The organism is Chitinophaga nivalis (assembly GCF_025989125.1).
In the GTDB taxonomy this organism is placed as follows: Bacteria; Bacteroidota; Bacteroidia; order Chitinophagales; family Chitinophagaceae; genus Chitinophaga; species Chitinophaga nivalis.
In genome coordinates this window covers 7,234,487-7,251,527 of sequence record NZ_JAPDNR010000001.1, presented here as the reverse complement: position 1 = coordinate 7,251,527, position 17,041 = coordinate 7,234,487, and the positions used below count along the sequence as shown (strand labels likewise).

13 protein-coding genes are annotated in these 17,041 nt (G+C 45.0%); 11 read left to right on the top strand and 2 right to left on the bottom strand.

What is annotated here, in order from left to right; all coding sequences use genetic code 11:
• Positions 1-30 precede the first annotated feature (30 nt).
• Positions 31-879 (top strand): AraC family transcriptional regulator, encoded by an 849-nt coding sequence (locus OL444_RS26510; RefSeq protein ID WP_264728459.1) that lies wholly within the window; start codon positions 31-33, stop codon positions 877-879.
• Between the two features lie 103 nt (positions 880-982).
• A complete protein-coding gene (locus OL444_RS26505) occupies positions 983-1,597 on the top strand; it encodes a class I SAM-dependent methyltransferase (RefSeq protein ID WP_264728461.1) in 615 nt (204 codons plus the stop codon).
• 119 nt (positions 1,598-1,716) lie between these two features.
• On the opposite strand, the gene OL444_RS26500 is transcribed toward OL444_RS26505, so the two are convergent.
• Positions 1,717-1,941, bottom strand: a complete 225-nt coding sequence (locus OL444_RS26500; protein WP_264728463.1) for a class I lanthipeptide — start codon at positions 1,939-1,941, stop codon at positions 1,717-1,719.
• Positions 1,942-2,273: 332 nt separating this feature from the next.
• Between OL444_RS26500 and OL444_RS26495 the strand changes: the two genes are divergently transcribed.
• Positions 2,274-3,248: a gliding motility protein GldB-related protein gene (locus OL444_RS26495; protein ID WP_264728465.1), complete on the top strand. Its 975-nt coding sequence runs from the start codon at positions 2,274-2,276 to the stop codon at positions 3,246-3,248.
• A gap of 61 nt (positions 3,249-3,309) precedes the next feature.
• On the opposite strand, the gene OL444_RS32045 is transcribed toward OL444_RS26495, so the two are convergent.
• A complete protein-coding gene (locus OL444_RS32045; protein WP_371878102.1) occupies positions 3,310-3,411 on the bottom strand; it encodes a DUF3892 domain-containing protein in 102 nt (33 codons plus the stop codon).
• Positions 3,412-3,883: 472 nt separating this feature from the next.
• Between OL444_RS32045 and OL444_RS26490 the strand changes: the two genes are divergently transcribed.
• From OL444_RS26490 to OL444_RS26455, 8 genes are all read left to right on the top strand, one after another.
• Complete coding sequence (locus tag OL444_RS26490) at positions 3,884-5,299, top strand: FAD-dependent oxidoreductase (protein ID WP_264728467.1); 1,416 nt, start codon at positions 3,884-3,886, stop codon at positions 5,297-5,299.
• Positions 5,300-6,582: 1,283 nt separating this feature from the next.
• A complete protein-coding gene (locus OL444_RS26485) occupies positions 6,583-7,104 on the top strand; it encodes a sigma-70 family RNA polymerase sigma factor (RefSeq protein WP_264728469.1) in 522 nt (173 codons plus the stop codon).
• A 113-nt stretch (positions 7,105-7,217) separates the two neighbouring features.
• Complete coding sequence (locus OL444_RS26480; RefSeq protein ID WP_264728471.1) at positions 7,218-8,198, top strand: FecR family protein; 981 nt, start codon at positions 7,218-7,220, stop codon at positions 8,196-8,198.
• Between the two features lie 26 nt (positions 8,199-8,224).
• Positions 8,225-10,924 carry a TonB-dependent receptor gene (locus OL444_RS26475; RefSeq protein ID WP_264728473.1) on the top strand — a complete coding sequence of 900 codons (2,700 nt, stop codon included), beginning with the start codon at positions 8,225-8,227 and terminating at the stop codon, positions 10,922-10,924.
• Positions 10,925-10,951: 27 nt separating this feature from the next.
• A complete protein-coding gene (locus OL444_RS26470) occupies positions 10,952-12,484 on the top strand; it encodes a hypothetical protein (RefSeq protein ID WP_264728475.1) in 1,533 nt (510 codons plus the stop codon).
• 63 nt (positions 12,485-12,547) lie between these two features.
• Positions 12,548-13,810, top strand: a complete 1,263-nt coding sequence (locus OL444_RS26465; RefSeq protein ID WP_264728477.1) for an HmuY family protein — start codon at positions 12,548-12,550, stop codon at positions 13,808-13,810.
• A 106-nt stretch (positions 13,811-13,916) separates the two neighbouring features.
• On the top strand, positions 13,917-16,031 hold the full coding sequence (locus OL444_RS26460; RefSeq protein ID WP_264728479.1) for a TonB-dependent receptor plug domain-containing protein: 2,115 nt from the start codon (positions 13,917-13,919) through the stop codon (positions 16,029-16,031).
• 50 nt (positions 16,032-16,081) lie between these two features.
• A complete protein-coding gene (locus OL444_RS26455; protein ID WP_264728481.1) occupies positions 16,082-17,041 on the top strand; it encodes a DUF6607 family protein in 960 nt (319 codons plus the stop codon).

The window sequence follows — 17,041 nt, the reverse complement described above, 5'->3', positions numbered from 1 at the left end:
TCGCTGTTGGTTAACTGCAAGGATGTTATCATGGAAAATATTCCCATCAGGTATATCAATACTGCGCCTCAACAATCAGGCTTTGCTGAAAGCTTTCAGATACGGGATCTGCGCGACATGCTCGCCGGAAAAGATATGATACAGGACCTGCACCGGCATGATTTTTTTTATGTGCTGGCTTTACAGCAAGGTGCAGGGAACCATGCCATCGATTTTACAGCTTATGACGTAAAAGACCATGTTATTTTTTTTATACGCCCTGGTCAGGTACATGCACTCACGCTGAAAGCGGGGAGTACCGGTTACATGATGGCTTTTAAAGCAGATGGGAATGATCAGGCTTTCCATCAGTTATTGCGCAAGGTGGGCCATACCAACTATTATCCGGGAGATGCTGCCCGGTTTGATAAATTACATGCGATGCTGGCAGCTATTTTCCAGGAACAAGCCGATCAGGAGGAAGGATACCAGCCGGCTATCAAAGCATACCTGGATATTTTTTTTATTGCCCTGGCCCGGCAGCAACAGCATAATGCATTACACCCGGTACATACCTATGCCGAATCGCAACTGGAAGCATTTAACGCACTCCTGGATACACACATCGCTACCCATAAACAGGTAGCGGCCTATGCAGCGCTATTGCACCTTTCTGCCTATCAGCTCAATGCCATTACAAAGGCAACACGGGGCAAGACATGCTCCGCGCTGATTAATGAACACATCATATTGGAAGCGAAAAGATACCTGCTGGCAACGCCCGATCAGGTCAACCAGATCGCCTGGCATCTCGGATATGAAGATGTGTCGTACTTTATCAGATTCTTCAAAAAACATACAGGCCATACACCGGAAGCATTCCGGCATAATTTCAGATAAATCCTGTCAAACTTCATTTTTGTCCTATACGCTCCCTGCTGAGGTGAGCTACTTTTGAAGTACCTCACGGAGGAAAACCCAATTGTTGAAAAATCATACCCTTATGGAGCAAAAATGGAATGAAAGATATAAAGACCAGGAATTTGTCTATGGTAAAGCACCTAATCTTTTTTTTGAAACATGGCTACCGGAATTTAAGCCTGGCAGGATCTTAATGCCCGCCGATGGAGAAGGCCGCAATGGTGTATTTGCGGCCCGGTTGGGATGGCAGGTTACTTCCGCCGACCTGAGTGTGGAAGGAAAGTCAAAGGCGTTGCAACTGGCAGCCGAACAACAGGTAACCCTTAACTATCTGGTGGGTGATATGGCGCAGCTCCACTTTGAGCCCGCGTCCTTTGATGCGATTGGATTGATATATGCCCATTTTTCGGCGGATAAAAAGTCTATCCTGCACCGGCAGTTAAATACCTGGCTCAAACCCGGTGGCATCATTATTTTTGAGGCTTTCAGTAAAAAGCACCTGCCCTTTAGAAAAGAAAATCCACGGGTAGGAGGACCGGAAGATATAGATATGTTATTCTCACTGACAGAAATAGTCGCTGATTTTGATAACTATGAGATACTGGTGTTGGAAGAAGCAGAAATTTTATTGGAAGAGGGAAAGTATCATATCGGAAAAGGGTCGGTGATCAGGTTTGTAGGAAGGAAGTTGAGGTAGTCAGCTGTCCTGATAAAAATGAGCTGTTGATGTTGTCTTGTACAGTGATAATAAATACAAAGGAACGGATGGTATATCCGTTCCTTTCAAATAATTTTCTCTTTAGCGGCAGAAGGAGATTAACAACCACTTCCGTTGGCACATGAAAAGCAATTGGCCACTTTTGCACCCGGCGTAGTGGTGGTGCAGGCAAAACCGTAGGTTCCTTCGCAAGGGCAGGAACGCCAGTCAGTCAGGGTTGGAACATCGCCTCCTCCTTTAATATCCTGCAGATAATTCTGCTGTAAAGAAGTAATCGTCTTTTTTTGCAGCGACAGTTTTATGGCCAGATTTTTCTTTTTCATAGAGATGCATTTTCAAATAAAGTTATCGTACCCTGTTTGAATAAAAAATACCTGTTTTCCTGTATTTTTCAGCTACCCGAAATGATTATTGTTTTGAAAGGATAACTTGTTTGGATATACGTAGTTACAAGAAAAGTATTTTATTTTTTTATGAACCGGATATATATAATGGTATTGAGATAGCGGAGTAACCGGCTGTATATTTTTTTTATAATGGAACGGAGAAATATACTACCAATAGATAAGTTTATTTATTTTACAGCGCTGTTTTCTATGCCCGAAGAATCAGTAGCAACCAAAGTTAGCGGATAATAAAACAATAGCGTTATTAAATGAGAAAGAACACCGGATTACTGCACAAGGCCATGCCTGCCTGTTTAATGGCATTTATCTTTTTTCTTACCCCCGGTTTTACAGCGAAAGGGCAACAAGCCTCCCATGTTTTTACATCGGATATTGATAATTTCTGGCGGGCTTTTGACAGCGTTCAAACCACAAAGGAAAAAGACCAGCAAATAGCATTCATGAAATCGTTGTATACGGATCAGGCAACGGAAGGCTTAAAGTATTTTATGGAACTGCGGAAATTTGATGCGGCCAAATTGGTGGAAAGTGTCAATAAGTACCCTAAGTTCTGGCAATCAATAAGGGGAAATACCCTGCGGATAAAACCACAGATACCTGCTATTGAAAAGTATATTCAGCAATTCAGGCAATTGTATCCGGATTTTCGCCCGGCAAAGATCTTTTTCACCATTACCGCTATTCGTGCGGCAGGTACCACACAGGATTCGCTGGTGTTAATCGGATCTGAAATCACCATGGGTAATAAATATACCGATATATCAGAATTTTCCGACAAAAGACTGGAACACTTCTTTGCCTCTAAAACCTCCGACAATATCGTTCCTGTTGTTATTCACGAGTACGTACATACCCAACAAAAAAGAGAAGGTGTAATACTGTTGGGACAAGCCATTAGTGAAGGAGCCTGTGATTTTATTACGGAATTGGTGTTGAAGGAGCCACTAACACATCTCTATCTGGAGTATGGCCGGAAAAATGAAGACACATTAAAACAACAATTCAAAAAGGAAATGTTGGGCGTGGATATTTCCAATTGGTTGTATAATGGGGCTACTTCAAAGACAATGGGCGACCTGGGATATTTTATGGGTTATACTATTTGTAAATCCTATTATCAGCATGCCAAAGATAAACGCCAGGCAGTAAAAGATATCATCAGCCTGGATTATGCAGACCAGGCAGCTATCCTGCAATTCCTGGAGCAGTCAAAATATTATTAATAGGGTTTCCAAAGGAAGCGAACAAACTACGCCCTCACACATAGTGTGAAGGCGTAGTGTTTTAAGGACCTTCCGGAAGGTATAACAGATTATTGGGACTATACCCGTCGGTTACTGTTTTGAGGTATTTACGTTCGTTATGTAACGCAATAATAATAGCCACAGTTTAGCAATTAACAGCTGCTGTATATGGTGAACCTGGGTGTGAAGCAATCAAAGATCATCTATCTGAAAAATAAAATATATTTTAATCGCCCGGTATAACAACCCACTGGTAATCTTTCCTATTTTCCGGAATTCAATTATATTAGCTTTTACTATTAAAAAACAGGTGGCTCCCGGAAAGGGGAAATAGGTGCAGGGGTATTGGAGTATTCATATGCTGAATGCGGATAACAGTAAGCGCAGGTATATTTAGGAAGGCGTGTTTAATGCTGTTAGCCCTGTTTGATGGGTGCACAGCGTAAAACACGTTTACAGTGGCATACCGTTTTTTAGGCTATATACAACCATGTCCGTTAGTGTAACAGGCAGTAAAAATCAGCAAGATGAAAACAATATAATTATTGCTTATAGTAGTATTATTAAATGTAACGACAGACCTCAAAGTAATCCCCCTTAAAAGATAATCATTTATGGATCAGCAATCTTCCCGGCATCACGCCATCGTCATAGGCGGAAGTATCACCGGATTACTGGCAGCCCGCGTATTGGCAGACCATTTTGAAAAAGTAACCGTCCTTGAAAAAGATACCCTGACGGATACGCCTGTTCCGCATAAAACAGTGCCGCAAGGATATCACCAGCATATTGTTTTGGGAAAAGGCATCGACTTGCTGGACAACTGGTTCCCGGGTATTATAGCAGAAATAATTGCAGAAGGAGGCGGTCGGGTAGATGCGGGCGCAGATTTAGCCTGGTTTTTCCATGGCGCCTGGCGGCCACGTTTTACGAGTGGCCTTTATACATTGATCTCCGCACGCCCATATACGGAGTTTCATGTCAAACGCCGGTTACTGGCCGGATATACGAACGTTGTGATACAGGATGATAGGCATGTGGCAGGGTTGCTGGTAAACGACGATAAAACCCGTATCAACGGCATACAGTTGCGGGAGCCGAATGGCAATGTAACATCCCTGACTGCTGATCTGGTAGTCGATGCAGGCGGCCGTGGCTCCCAGACGCCGGAGTGGCTGGAAAATATAGGTTATACAAAGCCCCCGGAAGAAGAGGTCGAAATAAACGTCGGTTATACGACCAATCTGTATCCTTTCCCGGAGAATTTTAAAGAAGACTGGAAGGTCCTGGCCATTTATCCCGAATATCCACATTCCTGGCGGGGCGGTTTCCTGTCGAAAGTACAAGGAAACCAGTTGATGGTTACCCTGACCGGGTATTTTGACGATTATGCCCCGACAGACGAGGCCGGATATGTAGCGTTTGCCGCTTCACTACCCAAGCCGGATATTTATAACCAGATTGTTCATCAGCAGCCAATTGGTCCGGCCAAGCTATACAAAGTAGTAAAGACCCGGCGAAGGTACTATGAACAACTGGCATCGTTGCCTGATGGATTAGTCGTTGTAGGAGATGCGGTATGTGTATTTAATCCGGTTTTCGGACAAGGCATCACCGTGGCGGCCTGTCACGTAGCGGAATTACAGCAATATCTGGCCAATGCTGCGGACAATGCCAAAGGCTTTACATTGGCATTTCAGCGCCAGCTAATCAATCACCTGGATCTGCCCTGGATGCTGACAAGTGTTATTGATCTCAGTTATCCGCAAACAAAAGGGAAACGTGCGCGAGGTGCATCTGTGATGTCCTGGGGGTTGAAAAAAATGTTGGGAGCCTGTTCGAAAGATGCACACGTACAGCAGGTATTTCTGCGGGTATTTCACATGTATGAGGGAGCTGCAGCCATGGCTAGCCCCGGTTTTATATTCCGGGTAATATGGTTTATGATAAAATCAGCTTTTCTTCCAAAAAGCAGCATCATGAATACGAAAACGATACCATCCCATTCAGGTAAGGATTTGAGCCGGTAAAATATACGCCTGTTTCTACGGCAACAAGCGAGGGGAACATTTATGCCTTCAGCTGCTACGCAGGATTGGTAGTAGCGTTTTAGTGTTATTTTTTATCTGAATCGATCAACAATGACAGGCCTATTAAAGGCGTCGCATGGAAAATTGTAAAAAGCTGCTGCTTATTTTTCTTTATGGTATACTACCCATGGTAGGTTATCAGGACGGAATCCCTTTTCTGATGGTGGAGCGTACCTTTACTTATTATTAAACGTAGTCACCACAAGATCAGTTTAACCCCAATAAACCTGGCCGGTGTACAATGGGATCAGAGGGGCCCCACCTATTGGGTGGGACCACGTGAAAACAGGTTTGCAAAATGCCATTAGATGGCATCGCCATCAAATCAGTCAATTAACAAAAGCAACGGGTCTCAATGCGCGAGATGAAGGGACAGCTGTTGTCTTCAACGGAAGTTACGCATATGCGTTCTTTCCCGATTGTTGCTGTTGCCTGGGTAAGTGTAGCAACTTTTACTTTACCAAGACGGAGTTTTTTTTCATGGACTTTTTTCATAACAGTTTATTTAAAGTGAGAGAGAAACTTGTTGGCGTTAGTATTACAGGTTCGCAGGATTAACATACTGAATGTAGGAAATAATAATGAGTTGACAAAGCCTGATTACTACATAGATAACGGAGAAAGGCATAACCGTTTTAAAATCAGGCTATTTGCCCCAATCCCCGCATATATCGGTTGCCCGATAATCTACACGTGCTGTCTGTGTGTTGGTTGTTGTGGAAAACGGCTACTGGCAAGACCATTTTACGTACTTATAAGAACGGATATTTTATCTGTAACAGGTAATGTCAACTACAACTGAACGAAAATCTCCGGTAATGGCTGTCAGGATACCTGAACAAGTAATCGTCTTTATATAGATAATTGAATAAGCGCCGTATGGAATAAGAAAAATTCCTTTTTAAATAAATCAAATTCCCGTTTTGCAAACAAATCATATTTGGAATGTACCAACTTTATCCCGCTGAAAGTAGCATACCGAGGCTATACCTGTCTGTTTTATAAGGCAGGTTGTGGTAGAGCGCCGTTCAAAAGGCAATCGGGCCATCTGCTGCCGGAAAACCTTAAAATACATTCTTTCTGATTAAACCATTACAGCTGCTTGTTGATGGGTTTCGTTAAATTTTACACATGCCGAAAGTGATGCCTGATATGTTTTCTATACTCAATAATCCGCAGGCAGCCAGTATACCGGCATTATGTAACCTATTCTGTCCTAACGTTTGAGAACATACGAAGATATATATAGTCATGAAGAGTTCACCCTTATCTTTAAGAGATATTGGGCAATGGTATATGCCATATGCTTCCGGTATACGCAGGATGCGGATACGGCGAAAGATATGGTGCAGAATATTTTTGTTACCCTATGGGAAAGAAAAATGGCTTTACGGGATGCCGTGAGCCTGGAAAAATACCTCTCAAAGGCAGCCAAATACCAGGTGTTTAAGCATGCACGGGACCGTAAAGACGCCATGTCTGAACAATTGGGCATTACCGCTGCTGATATATCTGATGAAGCCTATAATACCCCCCATGATCATTATGTGTACCATGAAATGCGTGATCAGCTGGAAAAGAAAATAGCATTCCTGAAAGAACCAGCCCGCAGCATTTTTGTGATGAGCCGCTACGAATCGCTGACCCATAAAGAAATTGCCTTGCGCATGGGCATTGCAGTAAAGACCGTTGAATACCATCTCACCAAAGCACTTAAATACATCCGGAAGCATCCGGGTATGTAATTTTCCGAAAGATCTCCTATGCGAATCGGAAATTTTTATGTGCCCATTTACGCAATCGGGAAATGTTATTTTTTTCACAAGGGTATCCCGCCTTTTCTGGTATATGTAGTTGTATGCAACATATAAATCCGGAATTGATCAGACGTTACCATGCTGGAGCATGTAGCCTGGAGGAAAAGAAAATCATTACTGCATGGCTGGAACAGGAGGACAATTTCTTTACGGAAGGCAATGATATCGTACCGGTTGCTGATCCGGCACTGGAGCAGGAAATCTGGCAAAAACTGATGCAACATCCGGGTATCGGGAAACGCCGTACACGTATATATAAGATGTGGGTAGCTGCTGCCGCAGCAGCATGTATGATAGGGCTGCTGGTTACCGGTGGTTTATTCTTCCGGTCTCATGTGACAACTGTTACCACACAACAGGTGGCGGCACAATTAAAAACCTATACCGCTCCCAAAGGTAGCCGCTCGCGCATATTACTGGCCGACAGTAGTGTGGTACATCTCATGAGCGGAAGTACCATACAGTTTCCGGAAAATTTTGATGGTAATACCAGAGACATTCATCTCACAGAAGGCGAGATATTTTTAGAGGTAGCCCGTCGCCCGGAACAGCCTTTTATGGTGCATAGTTCCGGCACTACCATTCGGGTATTGGGTACTACGTTCAATGTACGTAATACGGCCAGTGATCCGTTCATCAGTGTTATGCTGACTACGGGCTGCATACAGTTTGCCGCTGCCAATAATACTACCCGTCAGTTAAAACCAGGACAGGAATTGCTGTATAATAAGTCCCGGGGACTGGTCACCAGCGTCGGGGATTTCCCGGCCGGTGCCCAGGTAACCGGATGGACAAAAGGTATCCTGCGTTTTGATAACCTGCCACTGAGCCAGGTATTGAAACGACTGGGAGCATATTATGGTGTACAGTTTATACCAAAAGGAAATATTGATTGGAATATGCCGCTCACGGCTACTGTAGATAATCTGTCGCTGGAAAAGGTTTTATCCATGCTGGAATTCAGTACTGCACTAAAATTTACACATAAAGATGACATCGTCGGTGTGCGCATCCCTGAATAAATAAGTAATTAACGAGGAATAAAAAAATGAGTGTAGTAATCAAAGGTATCAGACTATATATGGCCTGCTGCATGTGCTTGTGCTGCTATGTATTACAGGCGCAACAACCAGCCGTTAACATCATCCCCCGGCGGCTTACCGTGAAAGCGGTACTACAGCAGCTGCAGGAAAAAGCCGGCATCCATTTTATTTATAGTGGTTTGGATAAGGAATTATCACAGTCGGTATCCCTATCAGCCACCTCCGGTACTGTGGGAGATATTTTAACACAACTGGGTACACAAACGGGATTGTCTTTTCAGCAATCAGGACATACCGTGGCTATAAAACCTGCCAGGGCCGGAAAGGGCTCGCTGCAGGGAACCATTACAGATGCCGGAAAATTGCCGGTGGCAGGTGTTACTGTTTCGTTGGCTGGTGGCCGTTATAAAACAACTACAGATAAGCAGGGCCATTTTTTAATTCAACAGATCGAGGCCGGAAAGTATGTACTGGAGTTGTCGCATGTGAGTTATGAAGGCAACCGTCAGGCCGTAGTTATTACCGCAAATCAAACGGTTACGCTGCAGCTAACCCTTCGGAATGCCGGTGAGCGTAATAATATGCTCAACCCCGTAGTAGTGACGGGACAATATAAGCCGCAGGCATTAAATAAATCAATCTACCGGGTAGAAGTCATCGATAAAAAACAAATACAAAACATGGCTGTGAGTACAGTAGCGGAGTTACTGAAACAACAGTTGAACATTGAAATCGAGAATCAATCCGGTACCGGCAGATCGAAGATCAGGGTACTGGGCCTCAATAGCCAGTATATGAAAATACTGATGGATAATATTCCTATTGCCGGTGATGAAAACATGGGTAGTGATGTAGATCTGTCTACCATCAGCCTGGATGACGTAGAGCGGGTGGAAATTGTGAAAGGTGCAATGGGGGTGGAATATGGCGCCAATAGTATTTCCGGTGTGATTAATATCATCACAAAAAAAAATGCAAAAAACAAAACGGATCTGACATTGGAAATACAAGAAGAAACAGTCAGAAACGAATACAATACTGACTTTGGTACCAGTGCTAAAGGCCGGCATATACAAAAGCTGAATGTAAGCCATCAATTAATGAGCAACCTGTCTGTCGGCGGCTCAGTCTCCCGTGACCGGTTTAATGGCTACTGGGGCCAGTATGAAGGCGCCGGCATCGTGACGAAGACGATTGATCCCTATGATGCACCGAAACGCGGATATGAGTGGTCGCCCAAGGAGTCCTGGAATGGGAATGTCTATATATCCCGTACAGGTAAGGGGCTCAATCTCTTTTATAAGTTCAATTATTTTAGTTCCAACCTCACCAATTTCGATCACCGGGCGATGGGGTTTTTGCTGAAAGATGAGCAGTTAATGATCAACGCTTCTGTCAATAATGATTATCGTACCCACCGATATAATCATCACCTGAGTGTACGGGGCGACTTTTGGAAAGATGCTTATTATTCATTGGATGTTTCCTTCCAGAAAAACGGATTGGAACACCGCCGCCAGGCAATTAACCTGTTCGATAATTCGGTAATCGATAAGGCCAATGGTATTCCCGGCAGTGAAAAAATAAAAGCAACAGATTGGGAGAAGCATTATCAGTCGCAGGGTTTTTATGCGAAGGGCACCTTGCTGAAACCTATTGTAACAGATAAGCTGGATTATAACGTAGGCTTTGAAATGGATAATACCACCGGTAATCAGGGATATACCAACTGGTTTGGAGATGTGTCGCTCAGCAATCCCATCGAACAAACGCTGTTTACCGGATCGGCCTATACCTCAGCAGAATGGCATGTATCCAAGTCGTTGATGATCCGGCCCGGCTTTCGGGTCAACTACAGCAATAAGCTAAAAATGCGCACGAATCAGTCTGTCACGACCCGTTATATCATCAACGAGCACCACGATCTGCGACTGATCATCGGTACTTCTACGCGGTTTCCCAATTACGAAGAGTTGTATTCCTGGTATGTCAACAGTATACACGATTACCGGGGCAATCCGGATCTGCGGCCCGAATACGGCAGATCAGCAGAGCTGCAATGGACATACAAAAAAGCGCTGGGCGCCCACCTTAACCTGGAAACCAACCTCAGCTCGATGTTCCAGTACATCACAGACCGGATCATCACCATTACCTACCGCACACCGGACGATAACTCCGTGACCGGAAGAAATACCTATACCAATGAAAATAAATACAATGGCCTGTTGAACCAGGTAAACGTGAACCTGGTGTCTGATAAATTCAATTTACAATTGGCGGGTTCCTTGCTCGGGTATCGGGGCGACGACAACAAATCCGTTGATGACTATAATAAACTGTTGCTGAATACGCAGGCTACTGCCCAGTTTACCTACGTATTGCCACTGGATATCAGGGCGGCGGCATTTTACCGCTACGTAGGCAAACAACCGCTGTATGTTTTTGTGGAATCCCCCGACGGTTTCATTAAAATACTGAATCAGACGGATCCCTATCATAACCTGGATATCAATATTGCGAAAGCCATCTTCCGGAAAAAACTGGATATACGTGTGGGTGTCAGAAACCTGTTTGATGTAACGGATATCCAATACAAGCCGGTGAATAAGCCGGATAACATGCACCTGAATCCGCAAAGAACCATGCGCCTGTACTATGGCCGCAGTTATTTTTTAAAACTCTCTTACAGCATATTTAATTAACAGGAATTTCAAAATGAAAGATTGATCATGAAGATGAATAAAATATACTTATTACCCTTGCTTTTACTGATGCTGCTTTTTGCCTGCAAAAAAAACAACCAGGAAAGTATTGACTACAACGTCCTCACCGAACAAAGAATCAATGAAGTAGCGGAGCAACCGGTGATTAAAGAAGATGATATCGCTTCACTCGGAAGGCTTTTGGAAAAGGTCACGGATAACGGCACGAAAACCCGGCTGACCGTGTTGCTGGAAGGGGTGAAGCAGATAAAGGATATCATCCCGGCGATCGGCGCCTTGCGTACCAATCCGGAATTAAACTTCCAGGAAGCATATAAACAGCTGGAAAATAAACTGAAGCTCGTTAGTGATCAATTGCCCCGGAAGGCAAAACTGCAGCGGGAACTGGAAGATGCAAAGGCCAGCTACAATGCCGAAGAAGTAGAATTTGATACGACGCCTGTACCCGGACAACAAAGTTTTATAGAAACGCTCACCAGATTTTTAGCGGCGAATTATAACATTAAACCGATTACCGGCAAACCGAATCGTTTTTCCCGGGCAGATATTGAACGGGTAGACAGCCTGGTGGCATGGCCTACCACGTTGGTAAACATCCGGAAATTCAAAGGGGTTAAAAAGCTGGAAGCCACCATTGTGGATGAGATAGCAGACCTCAACAGCCTGACAGGCCTGGAGTCCTTAAAAATCGGCTATAAAAATGAATTGAAAATAGAGCAGCTCCGGCAGCTGAAACACCTGGTGATTACAGCGGGTAAATGGGGAGAAGTACTCGATTTCACCGGCAGGTATGATTTATTGGAAACATTGGTGATACCCAGGTCGATCGCAGAAAATCTCACGACGGTATTACTACCCAATAAACAACACCTGACAAAGGTCGTGTTTACCGGCAGGTATGGAGGAATAGGAGATGCCGCACTTCCGGGCGCAAAGCGGGTGGTGATTGAAGCAAAAGAAGTAAATGCTTTCTTCTTAACGATTGGTAGCGAAACGAACCGGGAAGTAGACGAAGTAAAGTTGTCTGGTTTTGGTGGTGCTACCATCCCTGAAGGACTGAATGAACCATACAGCCAGTTTGCTATTAACGGTGCCATATTACCGGATCGCTCTCTCATAAAACTGAAAAAACTTGAACTCTCTAACATTACACCGGGTAAGTTCAGCCTCGCAAATATTGATCTGCCCAATGCAATAGATCTGGCTACCCTGGCGCCGCTCCGCTATCTGAGCTATGGTGCTTTCTCCATTAACGCCAGAAGAGCCACCTTCAGCGATTTACTGCATATCGCGCAACATAAGGAAACGCTGGAAGCAATCGGCATCAATGAGATTGACTTTCCCGGCGCTACCCTGGACCTGAGCGATTACAAAAAACTGACACAGGTTAGTTTAAGCACCCAGGAAAAACATATTACGCAACCGTTGCGCAAACTCATTATCAGCAAGAAAACACAGGACGCCCAGGGCACATGCAATGATTGTTTTGTAGAGGCATGGTCATCGGTAGGTGAGGTGGAAATAACGGTAGCGAATTAAGCAAAAAATCACAAGGAAATCCATATATGAAAATTCATTTTTAAACAATCGTAATTCAAGATCATGAACCTTAGATATCTTACCTTTTTTGGACTGGTAGCACTGGTCGCGGGCACCGCATGTAATAAACAAAATGACCTGGACTCCGCTAAACTGAGCCTTAACAACCGCACGGCTGCCTATACGCCGGTAACAGAACCTATTACTACCCGTACTATCGGCCCTGCCAACCTATCCAATATCGTTCCGGGTGCAACCCCTGACCTGGATAACTCTCAGGCCTGGTTTGATTTCACCTCATCCGCCAATGCCAAAGCCTCTAAGAAAGATGCCTGGACCCTCGGTTTTTGGGACGGCACAGGTCTTAGCCGGGTTATCCTCAATTACTCCGTAAAAACACAGGCCGTTCACCTGGCCGGCAGAACTACCATTACTGGCAGTGTAGGTAGCACGGCACAGCTGACAGCTGCTTACGATTCTATCAACGGCGGATTCGCTAATATGGGCGCTATCTCTACGTTTGATTTGCACCGCGATGGACAATTTGTAATCGGCACACCGACGACGACGAATAAAGTGTATTTAATGAAGGTGCCGCCTGTGCAGGTACATCCGGATACCAGTGCAGCTCCTGTAACCGTGGAGTATTTCCTGGTAGAAGTGAATGCAACGGCTACCGGCTATGGTGTGCGTTACCGTCCTATCACACCACCCAGCAGTGGTGGTTGGGTTTTCCCCGGCAGCGCCATCTCTGCTGTAGGTGTAACCAAAAACAATACACACCAGTATCAGTTTGTTAAGTTAGGCGCTGGTCTCGTACCGGTTGTACAACCGGCTATAGCCGATTGGAACCTGGGTTTAAGTTCTGTTACCCTCAGACGTTACATCAGTGGTGGTACAGATTCCTATGCATTCCCGCTGAAAGGAGTGGTATTGAACAATAACACCGGTGTACAGGTATATCGCGTACAAACAACTGCGAGCACTGCTGGTTCTCCTGGTCCTTTTGATCCGAACTTCTCCGGTTCAGGCAGCAGTGACCCTGCATTGAACGTGGCTAATTCCATCGAGAGTCAGTTCCTGTCATTTAATGCAGCCAATATTGATGATGCTAAATTTAGTCTGGCCAGCCAGGAGGAAATCGGTCAATACTGGAGAAACCTCGACATGGGTAACTACCGGATTTTTGTGGACAGATTTTATGTAATTAAACTGGCTAACGGTAACGTGTACAAACTGAAATTCGATAACCTGACTACCAGCAGCACCAGCAACCCTGTTAACAACGGTATCAAATACAGATATACAAGGATTGCCAGTCTCTGAGCATTGAAACCTTCCTTGTGATATAAATCCAGGCCATTTACGAATGGTCTGGATTTCTCACAATAACCAGGGGAGGAGGTAATTGACTACTATATTAATTATTCAGATGCGAATCAGCATTATTACAGCAGCGGGTATACTGTGCGGGTGGCTCTTGTCCGGATATGCACAGGCGCAGGAATCCCGGCGTCCTGCTATGGCTTTTACAGATACTGCTTTTGCCGGCGTGAAGGTGATTGATAAGGCGTATATACATAAGATGGGCGCCGTTAGTCTGACCGATGTGCTCCGGTATGAACTAAATATAGAAACGGAACAGTACCCGGCTGATGGTGGTGCGCGTACCCGGGTATTTGATCTGGACAGCCGGTATTTTAAAATACTGGTCAACGGTATTCCCATAGGAGGCGCTGATATGTTTGGCGGCCGTGTAGATATCAGCAGTATTCCCCTGGCCAATGTGGATTCCATCCTGATCACGCAGGCGCCGTTAGGCGTGGCCTATGGCAGTGGTACCCTGACAGGTATTGCCAATATCATTACCCATAAAGGGGGAGACGCGGAAAAAACGACGTTACGTGCTTTTCTACAGGAAGAAAGTGTGGGAGATGAATATAACCTGCGCTTCGGTCATGGCGCCAGGGGGCGGCATGTACAAGGTTTATCCGTCAATCATCAGTTATCGAGGCAGCTATCTGTTGGTGTTAGTGGGGTGAGAAATCGTTTTAATGGGCATAGAGGCGCCTTTAACGGTGATGACTATACTTCGGGTCCATCTTATCAAAGAGGCTATGAATGGTCGCCTTATACCGCCTGGAATGCAGCCGCCTATCTGGCGTTCCAAAGCAAAACCTGGTCTGCTTATTATACCTGCAGCCATTTTAATACAGACCTGACCTTCTATGGCCATGGTGTAGAACAGGAGTTTGCCGGTAATGAGCCCTTACCGCTATACGCGGCTACCGATAATCGTTATGTCAACCGCCGGACCAATCATCATATCAACCTCCGGGGGAGTTGGTGGAAGGGAGCTGCATTTAATATAGATCTGTCTTTGCAGGAAGGCAGTACCAAAAGAGGGATCGGTAAGGTCAATACGGAAAATAATAAGTCGCTGGAAGACGTCACACTAACCACCCTCTATGCAACTAAAACATTTTATGCCAGGGCAGGACTGGAAAAAGCACTGACCGATAATATAAAGTGGCAGGCGGGGCTGGAGATGGATCGAACCAACGGATTTATTGCAGTGGCTCCCGGGACTTATCTCAGCCGCGAAATAGATCGCAGTGTGTTTTCCATCGCCGGATTCACCTTTTTTCAATGGCAGGTATTTCGTCGGTTTGCATGGCAGCCAGGGTTTAGATTAGCCGGTAATGGACTGTCTAAAGCTTATCCCACTGTATCACTATCGATGAATTATGACCTGAACCCGAAAAGCAACCTGCAATTGACACTGGAACAGGTACGCCGCTTTCCTAATCACAGGGAGTTATTTACTTATCTGGAAAATGAGTTTAACCTGCTGGAAGGGAATGAAGCCCTGAAACCGGAAACAGGAAATGCCGTGTTGCTGACCTGGCAATACCGCTACCGGCATACCGGTAATACCCGTGTGCAAATAGCCGTGCAGTCCGGCTTCCGGGAACTGAAAGACCGTATCATCATCGTGGCCATGCCATACCGGATACCTACACAGGAGGTGTTTCAATATGCCAACTTAAATAAACAATATTCCTGGTTGAATAAAGTAACACTAACAGCCAGTAGTACACACCTGCAGGTAGTAACAGGGATTTTCCTCACCGGTCTGAAAGGAAACGATTATGCCCATGCCAGCCAGTATGATAAATATCTTTTTCATACACAGGCGACAGCAGCGGTTACCTATACTTTCTCCAACGGATACTGGCTACACGCCAACTATCGTTTTACCGGCCGGCAGCCCGTCTATTCTTTTGAACGGGAGTTGCCTGCACCGGCCCTGATCAGGGTACATAACCGGGCCCCCGCTTTTCATATGCTCGATATAAATGCAGGCCAATCCTTTTTCAATAATCAGCTGGAGGCCAGCATCGGCGTCCGGAATCTACTGGGGGTAAAGGAAATCAACTTTCACCCAACAGATGGCCAGGAACATTATCGGGGAGATCTGAGAACCTTATATGCCGGTTATGGGCGAAGTGCTTACCTCCGATTGGGATATCGTATCGGAAAATAATAAGATCATATTGTATTTATAAAATTCAGTCAGTTTAAACAAGAGAAAACATGTTGAAATCAGCAATCATCACCGCTACCGCTATGCTCTTTGCGGGTAGCATAATGGCACAAAAGAAACAGGATGAGGAAGCGATCAAAAAACTTTGCGGCTGCTTTGCTGTTACGTTTAACTATGCGGAAACATTCACCCATGACACGGTACACAAGAAGTATGCACATCCGATGGATAACTTTGCTGTTACAGAGTATGCCTATCCCATAGCAACATCCAAAAATAAATATGTCATCCAGCATTTGCTGGTAATCCCTGATGACAAAGGCACAGTAATTAAGCACTGGCGGGAAGACTGGGAGTATGAGCAAACAGAAAGATGGCAATATACCAATGCCAAAGAATGGAGAAAGGTACGTGTTCCACTGGCGGATGTAAAAGGTGAATGGACGCAGTCTGTATGGGAAGTGAGCGATGCACCGCGATATGTGGGCTCTTCTGCCTGGGTACAGGCCAATAAACAGACTTTCTGGCTGAATACCACAGATGCACCATTGCCACGTCGGGAATATACCACGAGGAAAGACTATAATATACTGAACCGTACCAATAGGATTACGGTTGCTGCCGATGGGTATCTGCATGAGCAGGATAACAAAAAGATTATCCGTAAAAGCGGTACCGCAGATAGTTTACTGGCAGAAGAAAAAGGCTACAACAAATATGTACGGCTGCCAGACAGCGACTGTGCCAAAGCCCGGGCCTTCTGGACAAACGCCATCGCGGAATACTGGCAGGAAGTACGACAGGTATGGTCAGATAAAATGAAGGTAACAGACAAGGTAACGCTGCAAAACAGGATAGATGGTAAGTACCTTTTTGAAAAGCTGGATGAACTGCAAGACAAACCTTTCACCGGTACGGAGAGAAAAGCAGCCATCACAAAAGTGATTACGCAATATCTGCAGGAAAAACCGGAAGAACCGGAAGATAGTCATAAGCAAGGATCCCATTGA